This is a genomic window from Enterobacter sp. MGH85, assembly GCF_001037655.1.
GTDB lineage: Bacteria > Pseudomonadota > Gammaproteobacteria > Enterobacterales > Enterobacteriaceae > Enterobacter > Enterobacter intestinihominis.
Window position 1 is genome coordinate 438233 of the sequence record NZ_KQ089925.1, and the last position, 15171, is coordinate 453403.

The 15171-nt window shown below is 55.4% G+C and carries 13 protein-coding genes and 5 tRNA genes; 3 read left to right on the forward strand and 15 right to left on the reverse strand.

The window, feature by feature from the left end; translation table 11 throughout:
* Positions 1–14: 14 nt before the first annotated feature.
* The 9 genes from hflC to nnr all read right to left on the reverse strand — a co-directional run bounded on the left by hflC (position 15) and on the right by nnr (position 10221).
* Positions 15–1019 (reverse strand): protease modulator HflC, encoded by a 1005-nt coding sequence (gene hflC, locus SK51_RS01990; RefSeq protein ID WP_022646821.1) that lies wholly within the window; start codon positions 1017–1019, stop codon positions 15–17.
* A 2-nt stretch (positions 1020–1021) separates the two neighbouring features.
* On the reverse strand, positions 1022–2281 hold the full coding sequence (gene hflK / locus SK51_RS01995; RefSeq protein WP_022646820.1) for an FtsH protease activity modulator HflK: 1260 nt from the start codon (positions 2279–2281) through the stop codon (positions 1022–1024).
* 56 nt (positions 2282–2337) lie between these two features.
* A complete protein-coding gene (hflX, locus tag SK51_RS02000) occupies positions 2338–3618 on the reverse strand; it encodes a ribosome rescue GTPase HflX (RefSeq protein ID WP_003855991.1) in 1281 nt (426 codons plus the stop codon).
* 74 nt (positions 3619–3692) lie between these two features.
* Positions 3693–4004 (reverse strand): RNA chaperone Hfq, encoded by a 312-nt coding sequence (gene hfq, locus SK51_RS02005; protein WP_006810391.1) that lies wholly within the window; start codon positions 4002–4004, stop codon positions 3693–3695.
* Between the two features lie 85 nt (positions 4005–4089).
* Positions 4090–5040: a tRNA (adenosine(37)-N6)-dimethylallyltransferase MiaA gene (gene miaA / locus SK51_RS02010; protein WP_023299133.1), complete on the reverse strand. Its 951-nt coding sequence runs from the start codon at positions 5038–5040 to the stop codon at positions 4090–4092.
* The gene (gene mutL / locus SK51_RS02015) at positions 5033–6877 is read right to left on the reverse strand and encodes a DNA mismatch repair endonuclease MutL (protein ID WP_023305297.1); all 1845 of its coding nucleotides are present in this window, start codon (positions 6875–6877) and stop codon (positions 5033–5035) included. Before mutL ends, miaA begins: the two co-directional genes overlap by 8 nt.
* 9 nt (positions 6878–6886) lie before the next feature.
* Positions 6887–8227, reverse strand: coding sequence for an N-acetylmuramoyl-L-alanine amidase AmiB (amiB, locus tag SK51_RS02020; RefSeq protein WP_023305296.1), 1341 nt, complete (start codon positions 8225–8227; stop codon positions 6887–6889).
* A 16-nt stretch (positions 8228–8243) separates the two neighbouring features.
* Positions 8244–8705, reverse strand: a complete 462-nt coding sequence (gene tsaE, locus SK51_RS02025) for a tRNA (adenosine(37)-N6)-threonylcarbamoyltransferase complex ATPase subunit type 1 TsaE (RefSeq protein WP_003855970.1) — start codon at positions 8703–8705, stop codon at positions 8244–8246.
* Complete coding sequence (nnr, locus tag SK51_RS02030; RefSeq protein ID WP_032670904.1) at positions 8698–10221, reverse strand: bifunctional ADP-dependent NAD(P)H-hydrate dehydratase/NAD(P)H-hydrate epimerase; 1524 nt, start codon at positions 10219–10221, stop codon at positions 8698–8700. The genes tsaE and nnr overlap by 8 nt, the downstream gene beginning before the upstream one ends.
* On the opposite strand from nnr, the gene queG reads away from it, so the two are divergent.
* Entirely contained in the window at positions 10220–11359 is a 1140-nt protein-coding gene (gene queG / locus SK51_RS02035; RefSeq protein WP_015572463.1) for a tRNA epoxyqueuosine(34) reductase QueG, read from the forward strand. The two genes, nnr and queG, sit on opposite strands and share 2 nt — an antisense overlap.
* Positions 11360–11629: 270 nt before the next feature.
* Here queG and SK51_RS02040 read toward each other — a convergent pair.
* The 6 genes from SK51_RS02040 to orn form a co-directional block, all read right to left on the reverse strand.
* A tRNA-Gly gene (locus SK51_RS02040) sits at positions 11630–11705 on the reverse strand.
* Positions 11706–11750: 45 nt separating this feature from the next.
* Positions 11751–11826: transfer RNA gene (locus tag SK51_RS02045), tRNA-Gly, on the reverse strand.
* A 45-nt stretch (positions 11827–11871) separates the two neighbouring features.
* Positions 11872–11947, reverse strand: a tRNA-Gly gene (locus SK51_RS02050).
* Between the two features lie 45 nt (positions 11948–11992).
* A tRNA-Gly gene (locus SK51_RS02055) sits at positions 11993–12068 on the reverse strand.
* Between the two features lie 45 nt (positions 12069–12113).
* Positions 12114–12189, reverse strand: a tRNA-Gly gene (locus SK51_RS02060).
* 196 nt (positions 12190–12385) lie between these two features.
* Entirely contained in the window at positions 12386–12931 is a 546-nt protein-coding gene (gene orn / locus SK51_RS02065) for an oligoribonuclease (protein ID WP_003855965.1), read from the reverse strand.
* Between the two features lie 107 nt (positions 12932–13038).
* On the opposite strand from orn, the gene rsgA reads away from it, so the two are divergent.
* Together rsgA and asd are read left to right on the forward strand one after the other, a co-directional pair.
* Positions 13039–14091 (forward strand): small ribosomal subunit biogenesis GTPase RsgA, encoded by a 1053-nt coding sequence (gene rsgA / locus SK51_RS02070; RefSeq protein ID WP_072202591.1) that lies wholly within the window; start codon positions 13039–13041, stop codon positions 14089–14091.
* Between the two features lie 97 nt (positions 14092–14188).
* On the forward strand, positions 14189–15157 hold the full coding sequence (gene asd / locus SK51_RS02075; protein ID WP_022646813.1) for an archaetidylserine decarboxylase: 969 nt from the start codon (positions 14189–14191) through the stop codon (positions 15155–15157).
* The last annotated feature ends 14 nt before the right edge of the window (positions 15158–15171 follow it).

Here is a 15171-nt window from a genome sequence, read left to right on the forward strand (position 1 = left end):
AAACGAGCCTGAGTTTATCGCGTTGCGTTAGTCGGCGTCTTCATATAACGGAAGAAATCGCTGTCCGGGCTGAGTACCATCACATCCTGGTTGCTCTGGAAGCTATTCTCGTAAGCACGCAGGCTACGGATAAAGGCGTAGAAGTCGGGATCCTGGCTGAAGGCATCGGCAAACAGCTTCGCGGCTTCGGCATCGCCTTCACCACGCAGGATACGGCCTTGACGCTCAGATTCCGCCAGCGTCTTGGTCACTTCGTAGTCCGCTGCGGCACGCAGTTTCTCGGCCTCTTCCTGACCCTGTGAACGGTGACGACGGGCTACCGCTTCACGCTCGGCGCGCATACGGTTGTAGATCGCCTCGGACACCTCCGCTGGCAGGTTGATCTGCTTGATACGCACGTCAACCACTTCGATACCCAGTGCAGCCATACTGTTCGGGTTGATCACCGGTACTTTACCGTTGGTTTCAGCCTGAACGCGTTCAGCCGCTTTGGCAATCGCGTCATCCGCTGCCGGTGTTTCCACTTCGTCTTCGGTACCCGCTGTACCTGAGTTCAACGCATCACGCACTTCCAGGGTCAGACGACCACGGGAGTCGGTCACGATGTCTTTTACATCCAGACGACCAATTTCAGAACGCAGACGGTCAGAGAACTTACGTTTCAGCAGCACTTCTGCCTGAGAAACATCACCACCGCCGGTTGCCAGGAAGTAGCGGCTGAAGTCGCTGATACGCCATTTGATGTAGGAATCAACGATCAGGTCTTTCTTCTCTTTAGTCACGAAACGGTCGGCCTGGTTATCCATGGTCTGGATACGTGCGTCGAGCGTTTTGACTGACTGAATGAAAGGCACCTTGAAGTGCAGACCCGGCTCGTAGATCACCGGACGCTTGTCGCCGTCACGCACGACGCTGCTAAACTGGAACTTGATCCCACGTTCGCCCTCTTTCACCACAAAGATGGAGGTGTAGAGCACGACCAGTGCGATGATGATGATCGCAATAACTGACTTACGCATCCTTATTCCCCCTGACGCTGGTAGTCGTTACGCTGCGCGTTAGCACGGCGTTGGTCCATAATGTCACCATCGTTCGAAGAAGGCGTTGTGTTCGCGCTGGAGCTGCCAGACGAGGCTGGCGGCAGACGCAGCAGGTTGTTGGCTCCGCTGTTGTCTTTTGCTGCCGGTGCAGAACCGCCTTTAAGCATCTGATCCAGCGGCAGGACCATCAGGTTTCCGCCTTTGTTGTCGTTAACCAGCACTTTACGCGTATGGCTCAGCACTTTTTCCATGGTCTCGATATAGAGACGCTCACGGGTAATTTCCGGCGCGGCTTTATATTCCGGCAGGATCTTCGCGAAGCGAGCCACTTCACCCTGTGCTTCCAGGATGGTCTGGGTCTTATACGCGCGCGCTTCTTCCAGAATACGCTGCGCCTGACCGTTTGCACGCGGCTGAACTTCGTTGGTATACGCTTCCGCTTCACGGATGTACTGCTGTTCGTTTTCACGCGCGGCAATCGCATCGTCAAACGCCGCTTTCACCTCTTCCGGCGGACGTGCAGCCTGGAAGTTGACGTCCAGCAGGGTGATACCCATGTTGTACGGACGGATGGTCTCTTCCAGCTCGCGCTGGGTATCGCTACGAATAACGGTACGACCTTCGGTCAGGATACGGTCCATGGTGTATTTACCGATCACGCCACGCAGGGCGCTGTCGGTCGCCTGACGCAGGCTGTCATCCGCGCTGGTCACGCTAAACAGATAACGCTCAGGATCGGTCACGCGGTACTGGACGTTCATCTCAACGCGCACCACGTTTTCGTCAGAGGTCAACATCACGCCAGACGCCGCCAGTTCACGGACGGACTCCACGTTCACTGCGGTCACGTTATCAATGAAGGTCGGTTTCCAGTTCAGGCCCGGCTCAACCAGATGGCTGAACTTACCGAAACGGGTTACCACGCCGCGCTCTGCTTCTTTAATGGTGTAGAACCCGCTGGCTGCCCAGATGATGACTACCGCCGCGGCCACAATGCTTACTACGCGGCCACCCATAGGCGGGCGCGGACTCTGAGTGGAGTTGCCACCCGAGCCAGAACCTTTTCCTCCGCCAAGGCCACCAAGCTTTTTGCTCAGTTTGCGGAAGATATCATCCAGATCCGGCGGCCCCTGCTCGCGACCACCTTTGTTGCCATTTCCCCCAGAGTTGCCGCCTTGATTATTGCTGCTTCCCCACGGGTCGCGGTCTTGTCCGTTATTACCGGGCTGATTCCACGCCATGTATATGCTCCATATTTGTTATGCAAGGGCGAATTTTTCAGGCTTCCCCTTTCTGATCAGACGATATAGTCCGCCAGCGCAGGTTCTTGTTTACAGAGGCGACGCCAGTCAACGATCGGCATACGCACCTGCATCCCCACGCTGCCGTCATCCTCCATCCACTCTTTTTCTATCGCCTGAAGCTGATAAAACCGGCTACGCAGCCTGCCTTCCTGTGGCGGCAGTCGCAGCGTGTGCTGAGCTACCTCACCGGAAAGACGTTCTGTCAAAGCCTGGAAAAGCAGTGGCACACCAATCCCGGCCTGAGCAGATAGCCAGACCCGAATTGGTTTGTTCTCTTCATCTCGGTCGATACGCGGTTCGAAATCGTCCAGCATATCGATCTTGTTCATCACCAACAGGGTGGGAATTTCGTGGGCGTCAATCTCTTCGAGCACCACATTCACCGCGTCGATGTTCTCCTGCACGCGTACGTCAGCCGCATCAATCACGTGCAGCAGCAGGGTCGCCTGACGCGTCTCCTGCAACGTCGCTTTAAACGCCGCCACCAGATCGTGCGGCAGATGGCGGATAAACCCTACGGTATCCGCCAGTACCGTTTCACCGACGTCTGCGACGTCAATACGGCGCAGCGTAGGGTCCAGGGTCGCAAACAGCTGGTCTGCGGCATACACCTGGGCCTCGGTTATCTGGTTAAACAGGGTGGATTTACCGGCGTTGGTATAGCCCACCAGCGACACCGTTGGGATGTCGGCTTTGGTTCGCGCCCGACGCCCCTGTTCGCGCTGTTTCTCGACACGCTCCAGACGAGAAAGGATCTGGGTTATACGGCCACGCAGCAAACGACGGTCGGTTTCGAGCTGGGTTTCACCCGGGCCACGTAAACCAATCCCGCCTTTTTGTCTTTCAAGGTGTGTCCAGCCACGCACCAGACGCGTCGCCAGATGGCGCAACTGCGCCAGCTCAACCTGCAACTTACCCTCGTGGGTACGCGCACGCTGAGCAAAAATATCTAAGATCAACCCCGTGCGATCGATAACACGACATTCGCAGAGAGCTTCCAGGTTACGTTCCTGAGCCGGAGACAGCGCATGATCAAACAGCACGACTGATGCGCCGGTTGCTTTTACGGCATCCGCAATTTCAACTGCTTTACCTTCACCAACAAAGTACTTCGGGTGCGGCGCTTTACGGCTACCGGTAATCACCTGCATTGCTTCGACACCGGCGGAAGAGACCAGAGATTCAAACTCCTGGAGGTCTTCCATATCTTTGTCTTGCGAAAAATAGATGTGTACCAGCACCGCCTGCTCACCGGCGTCATAACGGTCAAACAAGCGTAAACCTCTCTAAAAAGATCAGCGGGGAACGCAGGATCCCTGGCTCCCCGTGTGGAAAACAGCCCAAAACCTTATTCGGTTTCTTCGCTGTCCTGCGCAGGAGCAGATGAACCCTGCGCGTTGCTGCCATGATGGTAGTTACTGCCAGTGCCGCCGCCAGCGTTATTGCTGTGATGAGATACCGGACGGGACGGAACAACAGTAGAAATCGCGTGCTTATAGACCATCTGGCTGACCGTGTTTTTCAACAGGATCACGAACTGATCGAAAGACTCAATCTGACCTTGCAGCTTAATACCATTCACCAAATAAATAGAAACTGGAACACGCTCCCGACGCAATGCGTTCAGGAACGGATCTTGTAAAGATTGCCCCTTAGCCATTCTATCTTTTCCTTATATGCTTGTTTTGTACTTAGAACCTTGCGATTCTGAAAAATTGCGCACGATACGGCTTAATTGTACACATTCAGTCAGCGATATCACCAATAACCTCAATCACTTCGTTTAACGCCTGTTGTGGTTTTTCACTGTCTAACCAGTGAACACCCTCCCAACCACGCAACCAGGTGATCTGGCGCTTCGCTAACTGTCTCGTGGCGCAAACACCTCGATAAACCATTTCATCGTATGAAATCTCGCCTTCAAGATACGACCACATCTGGCGGTATCCCACACAACGAATGGAAGGCATGTCCGTATGCAAATCTCCACGGGCAAAAAGCGCCCGCACTTCTGCTTCAAAATCTGAAGCCAACATCTGATGAAAACGCTGCTCAATTCGTTGATGGAGCAGTTCACGGCTCGCCGGGGCGATGGCGAACTGATGCACCTGATACGGCAGAGCGTCTCCTGACGTTTGCGTCAGTTCCGTTAAAGTTTTACCCGAAATGAAAAAAACTTCCAGTGCCCGGGAAAGCCTTTGCGGATCGTTTGGGTGGATCCGCGCTGCGGCAACCGGGTCAATCTCTTCCAGTTGCCTGTGCAAAACGTCCCACCCCTGCTCTGCCGCCTGCCGCTCAATCTTCGCTCTCACTTCCGGATCGGCCGATGGCAGAGGCGATAACCCCTCCAGCAGCGCCTTAAAGTAGAGCATCGTGCCGCCAACTAACAGCGGTATGCGTCCCGCGGCGGTAATCTCGGCCATCTCAGCTAAGGCGTCGCGGCGAAAATCTGCTGCGGAGTAAGCCTGTGCCGGGTCGAGAATATCCAGTAAACGGTGCGGTGCCGCACGCAGTTCGTCTGCGTTGGGCTTCGCCGTGCCGATGTCCATTCCTCGGTAAATGAGGGCTGAATCAACGCTAATCAACTCTACTGGCAAAACTTTACGTAACTCAATGGCTAACGCCGTTTTACCGGAGGCCGTTGGCCCCATTAAAAAAATCGCCTTTGGCAGGCTCGCCTTACTTACATCAGTCATGTTTCAGGGCGGTCATCGCCGTTTTTAAATCAACAGGTTGTAACAAACCACCTGGCGGCGCTTTCACTAGTTGTGGACAGAGGCGTTCCACCTCTGCCAGAACGGTAATCGCCTGCGCCATACTCCACGGCGAATGTTCGCTGGCCAGATGGCGGGCGATCCACTGCGCGGTATCGGCGGCATCAAACGTCGTTTGTTGCGCCAGGTAGCCTATCAGTTCAGGAATCAAGTTTTGTAAATTTTGTTGGCGTAAGGGTAAAGGCACTGCGCGAATTGTCACATGCTGCGCGTCCAGTACGATTTCAATCCCCATTTCGGCAAGAAGCGCCTGGGCACGCTGCAAAACCCCTGTTTCTTCATGGTTTATTTTCAACCGAACCGGGATCAGTAACGGCTGAGCACAGGCGGCGTTTTCCCCTGGCGTCAGTTGCGCCTGTTTAAGCCAGCGTTCCGCTACCGGCAACGCCAGCAGCATCAATTTCCCCTCGCGTTCAAGCAGTGCCATGTCCGGGGCGACAATCGTCAATACCCGGCCAAAACTCTGGCTATGTCCGTCAAGGGAAGACGGCGATACCTCAATATGTTCTTTCCGTTCCACGGCTGGGGTGTCCAGCAATTTACGGTATAACGCCCCTTGCTGCTTTTGATACCCCGGCTGGGCATTTGGGTAGTTGGCGCCCGTCGGGCGCGGTGCGCTTCCCGCTGACGAAAAACGCGGAGCCACTGGTTCGCGCGCGGGTGCGGGTTCAGCGAAATGGTTACGTCCGGCCGCCACGCGATTTTCTGGCAGCGATCGCGGTGCAGGAATGTCGTTTTCCAGCGGCAGCGTTGGCTCAGCCTGCTTCTGCAAAACGCTAACGACGCCCTGATAGATAAAATCATGCACCAGACGCGACTGGTGGAAACGCACCTCGTGCTTGGCGGGGTGCACGTTAACGTCAACCTGATGCGGGTCGATCTCCAGATAAAGCACAAAGGCGGGCTGTTGATCGGCGCCGAGCTTATCTTCACAGGCCTGGCGAATGGCGTGGTTAATCAGACGGTCGCGCATCATTCGACCGTTGACGTAGCAGTACTGAATCTCAGCAAACGCGGCGCTACTGGCGTTCGGATCGGCAACCCAGCCGCGCAGGGCCAAATCGCCATGCTGCCACTCAATGGCCAGCGCTTTTTCCAGGAACGGCGTGCCGCAGATGGCGCCCAGCCGACGCTCCTTTTGCCCGCCTTCCGCCACTGCCCGGTACTGACGCATCACCTTACCGTTATGACTGAGGTTAAGAGTGACATCAAAGCGTGCCAGCGCGATGCGGCGGATGATCTCGTCGATATGTCCGAATTCGGTCTTCTCGGTTCGCATAAACTTGCGCCGGGCGGGCGTGTTATAGAAAAGATCCAGCACTTCAAGCGTGGTGCCTACCGGGTGCGCCGCTGGTTTAACCGTGACGTCCATATCGCGCCCTTCCGCGTAGGCCTGCCAGGCTTCCTGCTGGTCGGCCGTGCGGGAGGTCAACGTTAAGCGGGAAACGGAGCTGATACTGGCCAGCGCTTCGCCGCGAAAACCCAGGCTGATAATCGCTTCCAGATCGTCAAGTGACGCAATTTTACTGGTGGCATGACGCGCCAGCGCCAGCGCCAACTCGTCCTTTTTGATGCCACAGCCGTTATCACGAATGCGGATAAGCTTTGCGCCCCCGCGTTCAATATCGATATCAATGCGGGTCGCCCCTGCATCGAGGCTGTTTTCCACCAGCTCTTTCACCACCGATGCAGGGCGTTCCACCACCTCACCGGCGGCGATTTGGTTCGCGAGCTGCGGCGGTAGAACCTGAATCGGCATGAACTCTCCTTAATTAGTCGCGGTCATCTCACCCGGCAGCGCGGCGCTTGCCGTCTGGGCTGCCCCGCCCTGCGGCGCAGACTGAAGCGGATGCGCGTCAAAGTATTTACGCAGACCGTTATAAATCGCTTCAGCAATTTGCTGCTGATAGCTGTCGCTTCCCAGTAAACGCTCTTCACCGTGATTACTGATAAAACCCGTCTCTACCAGAATCGACGGAATATCCGGCGAACGCAGGACACCGAGGCTCGCATGTTCCGGACGACGCTTATGCAGCGATCCGACGCTTTGCAACTGGTTGAGTACGTTAGTGGCGACATCATACCCGACGCGCTGAGAATGACCGAACTGTAAATCCAGTACCGCCTGGCTGAGATACGGATCGGCCTGGCTGTTTGCCAGCACATCGCCTGCCCCGCCTAACAGTTCAGACTGCTTCTCGTGCTCTTCAAGCCAGTTCGCCATTTCACTGTTGGCACGACGGTTCGACAGTACCCATACCGACGCGCCGGTGGCGTTACGGTTCGGCGCAGCATCCGCGTGAATCGACACCAGGAAGTTGGCGTTTTGCTTACGCGCCACATCCGAGCGTCCCATCACTGAAATAAAGTAATCTCCGTCGCGGGTCATGACCCCTTTAAACATCGGATCGTCATTCAGAAGCGCACGCAGCTTACGGGCAATGGCGATAGTGACGTTTTTCTCCCGCGTGCCGCCCGGGCCAATCGCGCCAGGATCTTGCCCGCCGTGTCCGGCGTCGATGGCGATAATCACTTTGTCGACACTGACCGGCGTTCGCCGCGCGCTGACCGCCGGACGCGTCACCGTGTTGCTGCTGGTCACGGCGGTAAGTCGGTCATTTTGTGATTTAAACGGATTACGGGCTGGCTCAGACGGCCTTGGGGTATAAACCGGCGCTTCTACGCGTTTTGCTACCACAGGTGCAGGCGGTGGCGGCGGCGGAACATCAGCATTAATGGTAAAAACCACCGTATAACTGGCGCCGTTTTGCTGCTTAACCGCCTTCGTTTTGCCCTTTTCGGTGAGATCGACCACCAGACGCAGAGACTGCGCATCCTTCGGCGTCCCCGAACGGATGCTTTTCACCAGATTGTTGCCGCTGAACTGGAGCGGCAGCCCCTGGATCACCCCGGACTGTTTAATATCGAGCGCCACGCTGCGGCTGTCGATTTGTGAGAAAGCATATTCAGGATCGCCCATAAAGCTGAAGGTAATGCGGGCCTGGCTATCGCCATTCGACACCTGAATATCCGAGAGGCTGGCCGCACCGGCCTGCGCGCACAGCAGAACCGTGGCTGCCAAAATCCAACCTTTAACGCGATTAATCATCCCGTTATCCCTACGCTCAACCGGCTAAACGCGCCAGTAAGGAACAGCCTGATGAGGAAACCGCACTGATGCGCGCCTCACGCCCTTGTGCCTGATAATCCAAGTGAATTTCGACATCCGGGTCAGGCAGCACACCCGCACCTTGTTGCGGCCACTCCACCAGGCAAATGGCGTCGTTGGCAAAGTAATCGCGGATCCCCATAAATTCCAGCTCCTCAGGATCCGCAAGACGATATAAATCAAAGTGGTACACCATGATATTTTCAAGCGTGTACGGTTCTACTAGCGTATAAGTCGGGCTTTTTACGTTCCCGTTATGGCCTAACGCCTGCAAAAAACCACGGCTGAAGGTTGTTTTACCCGCGCCTAAATCACCATACAGATAAATGACGGTCGCCCCCTGACAGGCCTGCGCCACGCGCTTGCCGAGATCTAAAGTGGCTTGTTCATCAGGTAAAGGAATCGCTCGATTAGTCATTTTCTACGTCAATCACATCCGGGTTAACAACACGCCGCAGCGTGCAAAAAAGATCGGTGGCCAGCATACCGCGCGTTCCGTAACGAGCAGCCAGCCTGTCAGCCGCCGCACCGTGGGCCACGCAGCCAGCACAGGCTGCATCATAAAGGGGAAGTTTCTGTCCGAGCAATGCGCCAATGATGCCAGAGAGCACATCACCCATGCCGCCGCTCGCCATGCCTGCATTACCGGCATCAACGATGCCCATCGCATCATCGCTGGCAATAACGGTCCCCGCCCCTTTCAAAACGACAACACCTCCGTAACGTTTTACCAGACGTTGGGCTGAAAGTAAGCGATCGCTTTCAATTTCTGCCACGCTACAGTTAAGCAGCCGTGCGGCTTCGCCGGGGTGTGGCGTCAGAATGCGATTGTGACGCGTATCCGGGTTTATTGCCAGAAGGTTAAGCGCGTCGGCATCCCAGAGCATCGGCTTACGAAAATTCTCGGCCTTTTGCAGGGCCCGTTTACCCCACTCCTGCTGACCCAGGCCCGGACCAATGACTACCACGTCCGCCCACTCAAGACCCTCTTCAATCGCCTGTGGGGCAAGCTCGTGGACCATCAGCTCCGGCCGCGCGGTAATAATCGGCGGAATGTTTTCGCTGCGGGTCAGCACGCGTACTAATCCGGCACCGCTGCGCAACGCGGCCTCTCCTGTCATGCGAATCGCACCTGCCGTGCCATGATCGCCACCGATAATCAGCAGCCGGCCATGATCACCCTTATGGGATGTGGGGCGGCGCGGAGGCAGCCACTGAGCAAGCAGGGAGGCATCAAAGCGGGTGATGTGGGTATCCTGTCCAGCCAGCCAGTTTTCCAGCCCCAATGCGTTGTGATGTAACGTCCCCACGACATCCCGCGCATTTCCGGTAAGCAAACCCGGCTTCAGGGCGATAAAGGTCACGGTGTGCGCAGCCTCAATCGACACGCCCGGCGTCGCGCCGGTTTGCGCCATCAGGCCGGAGGGAATATCCAGCGCCACCACCGGGGCGGGGTGCGCATTAGCGTGGGTAATCAGCGCGGCGACGTCATCGCGAGTCGCGCGCATCAGCCCCGTCCCCAGCAGACCATCAACAATCACGTCGACATCCTCGGGCCAGATAATATCAGGCGCATGAATAATGCCCCCCGCATTCAGCCAGGCCTCTCTCGCCATGCCAGCCTCTTCCGGTAGCGGCTTGTCGCTCTCCAGCGCCAGCAGGGTAACGCGCAGCCCCGCCGCCACCGCAAGACGAGCCACCACATAGCCATCGCCACCGTTATTGCCGTGCCCGCACAGAATCAGGTAGTGCGAGGCATCCGGATAAGCCGTGCGCGCCACGTTAAACGCCGCCTCGCCCGCGCGCTGCATCAGTTCATAAAGGGTAACGCCGAGGCTGTCTGCGGCCTCTTTTTCGGCCCGACGGAGGTCATCCGCATGCCAGATGGAATGTGGTATACTTGCGGGGTTTTTCTTCACAGTATGGTCCGTCATGTCACAGCCCCTCGATCTCAATGAATTAGCGCAGAAAATAAAACAGTGGGGTGCTGAACTGGGCTTCCAGAAGGTCGGTATTACCGATACCGACCTCTCTGCCAGCGAGCCTAAGCTACAGGCATGGCTGGATAAACAATACCACGGCGAGATGGAGTGGATGGCGCGCCACGGTATGATGCGTGCCCGCCCCCACGAGCTGTTGCCGGGTACGCTGCGCGTCATTAGCGTACGCATGAACTATCTGCCCGCTAACGCGGCCTTTGCGCGCACGCTAAAAAATCCTTCGCTGGGTTACGTCAGCCGATACGCGCTGGGACGTGATTACCATAAACTTCTGCGCAACCGTCTAAAAAAGCTCGGGGAAACCATTCAGCAGCACTGTGTTTCGCTGAATTTTAGACCCTTTGTCGATTCTGCGCCTATTCTTGAGCGCCCGATCGCCGAAAAAGCCGGGCTTGGCTGGACAGGTAAGCACTCACTTATCTTAAGCCGCGACGCGGGCTCATTCTTTTTCCTGGGTGAATTGTTGATTGATTTACCCCTGCCGGTAGACGGTCCGGTGGAAGAAGGGTGTGGCCGCTGCGTGGCCTGTATGACCATCTGCCCAACGGGCGCTATCGTTGAACCCTATACCGTTGATGCGCGCCGCTGTATCTCTTATCTCACCATCGAGCTGGAAGGTGCTATTCCAGAGGAATTTCGTCCGCTTATTGGCAACCGCATCTACGGCTGTGATGACTGCCAGCTGATTTGTCCGTGGAACCGCTATTCACAGTTGACGGACGAAGAAGACTTCAGTCCCCGCAAGGCGTTACATGCCCCGCAGCTGATCGAACTGTTCGCCTGGAGCGAAGCCTGGTTCCTGAAGGTGACGGAAGGTTCCGCCATACGTCGTATCGGCCACCTGCGCTGGCTGCGTAATGTGGCCGTTGCGCTGGGTAATGCCCCATGGGATGAAGCCAATCTTCAGGCGCTCGAAAGCCGCAGAGGTGAGCACCCACTTCTTGATGAGCACATAGAATGGGCGATTGCGCAGCAAATTGAGAAGCGAAATGCCGGCGTGGTTGAAGTGCAGTTACCGAAGAAACAGCGCCTGGTCAGGGTGATTGAAAAAGGGCTGCCACGGGATGTGTGATATATTCACAGGCTGTGAATAAAAATAAGAATTCAGGCGCCATAAGGTCTAGCAAACAGGTCAAGTGATCTCAATAACATTTTGAAATCAAATTTTCTTCATAGATTACAGTTAATTACGAAGATATTATTCACCCTGCTAACATTTTGTACAACTGGGATTTATCACAGTTTCTGTGGATAACTCTGTTTACAAGAGTGTTTCAGATACAATAGAAAACGTCCCCAACGAAGCATTTCGCTGTGGATAATTTAGGAAAGAAGAAGAATTTGGAGCGGGAAACGAGACTCGAACTCGCGACCCCGACCTTGGCAAGGTCGTGCTCTACCAACTGAGCTATTCCCGCTTGGGTATTCTGGTGCTGTGCGTATCTTGCGATACTTTCAAATTTTGGAGCGGGAAACGAGACTCGAACTCGCGACCCCGACCTTGGCAAGGTCGTGCTCTACCAACTGAGCTATTCCCGCTTGGGTATTCTGGTGCTGTGCGTATCTTGCGATACTTTCAAATTTTGGAGCGGGAAACGAGACTCGAACTCGCGACCCCGACCTTGGCAAGGTCGTGCTCTACCAACTGAGCTATTCCCGCTTGGGTGTTCTGGTGCTGGCGTATCTTGCGATACTTTTCAAATTTTGGAGCGGGAAACGAGACTCGAACTCGCGACCCCGACCTTGGCAAGGTCGTGCTCTACCAACTGAGCTATTCCCGCTTGGGTGTTCTGGTGCTGGCGTATCTTGCGATACTTTTCAAATTTTGGAGCGGGAAACGAGACTCGAACTCGCGACCCCGACCTTGGCAAGGTCGTGCTCTACCAACTGAGCTATTCCCGCAAATCTGTACTGCTTTTGTTGCTGTCGTAACGTGTAATTCTCTGTCGTTACGGGAGGCGCATTATACGAGAAATCCGTTTAGCTGCAACCCCCCTCAAAGCGATTTTTTTGAAATTCAGTTCAAGTGCTTATTTAATCGGCAAACTGAACAATTTAGCGACAAAAACCCGGCCACGCAAGGCGCCGGATCGCAAAATTAAAGCTTAATAAAGTTTTCGCGATAGTACGCCAGCTCCGCAACAGACTCACGGATGTCGTCCATTGCCTGGTGCGTCCCCTGCTTTGTGAAGCCGTCGAGAATTTCCGGTTTCCAGCGGCGGGCCAGCTCTTTTAAGGTGCTCACATCCAGATAGCGGTAGTGGAAGTAGGACTCCAGCTCCGGCATGTACTTAAACAGGAAGCGACGATCCTGACCAATGCTGTTGCCACAGATAGGCGATTTTCCTGCCGGCACCCACTGCTTCAGAAACTCAAGCGTCGCCAGCTCCGCTTCGCGGTCGCCCAGAGTGCTGGCCTTCACGCGTTCCACCAGCCCGCTGCCAGTATGGGTACGCACGTTCCACTCATCCATCAGCGCAAGCTGGTCATCGGACTGGTGCACGGCAATCGTTGGGCCTTCCGCCAGAATATTGAGGTTAGCATCGGTGACCAGTGTGGCGATCTCAATAATGCGATCGCGCTCGGGATCCAGGCCGGTCATCTCCAGATCGATCCAAATCAGGTTGTTTTCGTCCGCGCTCATGTTATTTTCCACCCTTCTCGCTTAACCGGCAGTAGCAGGTTAACTAGTATTAATTAGAGTGTATCATAGAGGTTTTGCCCGCTATGGGCGACCAGGAGCCAGCGCGATTGAGTAAAAATAAACTCTCCAAAGGGCAGCAGCGCCGCGTGAATGCAAATCACCAGCGCCGTCTTAAAACCACTACGGAGAAGCCCGATTACGACGACAACCTGTTTGGCGAAGCGACGGAAGGCGTGGTGATTAGCCGCTTCGGTATGCATGCCGATGTCGAGTCTGCCGACGGGGACATCCACCGTTGCAATATCCGTCGCACCATCCGTTCCCTGGTGACCGGTGACCGCGTGGTCTGGCGTCCAGGCAAAGCGGCTGCGGAAGGGGTAACGGTTAAAGGTATCGTTGAAGCCGTGCATGAACGCACGTCGGTTCTGACCCGTCCTGATTTCTACGACGGCGTAAAGCCCATTGCCGCCAATATCAACCAGATCGTGATCGTTTCAGCGATTTTACCCGAACTTTCGCTCAACATTATTGACCGTTACCTGGTGGCCTGCGAAACGCTACAGGTTGAGCCGCTCATCGTGCTGAATAAAATCGATCTGCTGGATGACGAGGCCATGGCCTTTGTGAATGAGCAGATGGATATCTATCGCAATATTGGTTATCGCGTTTTGATGGTTTCCAGCCGCACCAAAGATGGCCTGAAGCCGTTAGAAGATGCGCTGACCGACCGCATCAGTATCTTTGCAGGGCAGTCTGGCGTGGGTAAATCGAGCCTGCTTAACAACCTGCTCGGCCTTCAGCAAGAAATCCTGACCAACGATGTGTCGGACGTCTCCGGGCTGGGCCAGCACACCACCACCGCCTCACGTCTCTATCACTTCCCGCACGGCGGCGATGTGATTGACTCCCCGGGTGTGCGTGAATTTGGTCTCTGGCATCTCGAGCCGGAACAAATCTTTAACGGATTTGTCGAATTCCATGACTATATAGGCGCTTGCAAATACCGCGACTGTAAACATGACAACGATCCGGGCTGCGCCATCCGCGAAGCGGTGGAGAACGGTGAAATAGCGGAAACCCGTTTCGAAAATTACCATCGTATTCTCGAAAGCATGGACCAGGTAAAAACGCGTAAAAACTTTTCTGATTCTGATAACTGACAACTAAGCTAAGCGTCGCTAAAATCGTCCCCTTTTTTCAGGTTCCGGCAGCGTACTGCCGGATCAGGAACGACAAAACAATGGCCTGGAGGCTACCTTGTTAAACTCATTTAAACTTTCGCTTCAATACATTCTGCCTAAACTGTGGCTCACTCGCCTGGCGGGCTGGGGCGCGAGCAAACGAGCGGGCTGGCTGACCAAACTGGTCATCGACCTGTTCGTGAAATACTACAAGGTCGACATGAAAGAAGCGCAGAAACCGGATACGGCAAGCTACCGCACCTTCAACGAATTTTTTGTGCGTCCGCTGCGCGACGAAGTGCGCCCGCTGAATACCGACCCGAACGTGCTGGTGATGCCTGCTGACGGCGTGATCAGCCAGCTGGGTAAAATTGAAGACGACAAAATTTTGCAGGCGAAAGGCCATAACTACAGCCTGGAAGCGCTGCTGGCCGGTAACTACATAATGGCGGATCTGTTCCGCAACGGGACTTTCGCGACCACCTATCTCTCCCCACGCGACTACCACCGCGTTCATATGCCGTGTAACGGCATCCTGCGCGAGATGATCTACGTGCCGGGGGATCTGTTCTCTGTAAACCACCTGACGGCGCAAAACGTCCCTAACCTGTTTGCCCGTAACGAGCGCGTCATCTGCCTGTTTGATACTGAATTTGGCCCAATGGCGCAGATTCTGGTAGGTGCTACCATTGTGGGCAGCATCGAAACCGTCTGGGCGGGCACCATTACGCCGCCACGCGAAGGCGTGATCAAGCGCTGGACCTGGCCTGCCGGGGAAGAAGAAGGTTCTGTGGCCCTGCTGAAAGGTCAGGAGATGGGCCGCTTCAAGCTGGGCTCAACGGTAATCAACCTGTTCGCACCGGGCAAAGTTAACCTTGTCGACGAGCTGGAAAGCCTGTCCGTGACCAAACTCGGCCAGCCTCTGGCAGTATCGACGGAGGTCTTTGCAACGCCAGACGTTGCGCCAGCCCCGTTGCCGGAAGAAGAGATCAAAGCCGAGCACGATGCCAGCCCGCTGGTTGACGACAAAAAAGACGAAGGTTAACAACAGAAGGATCG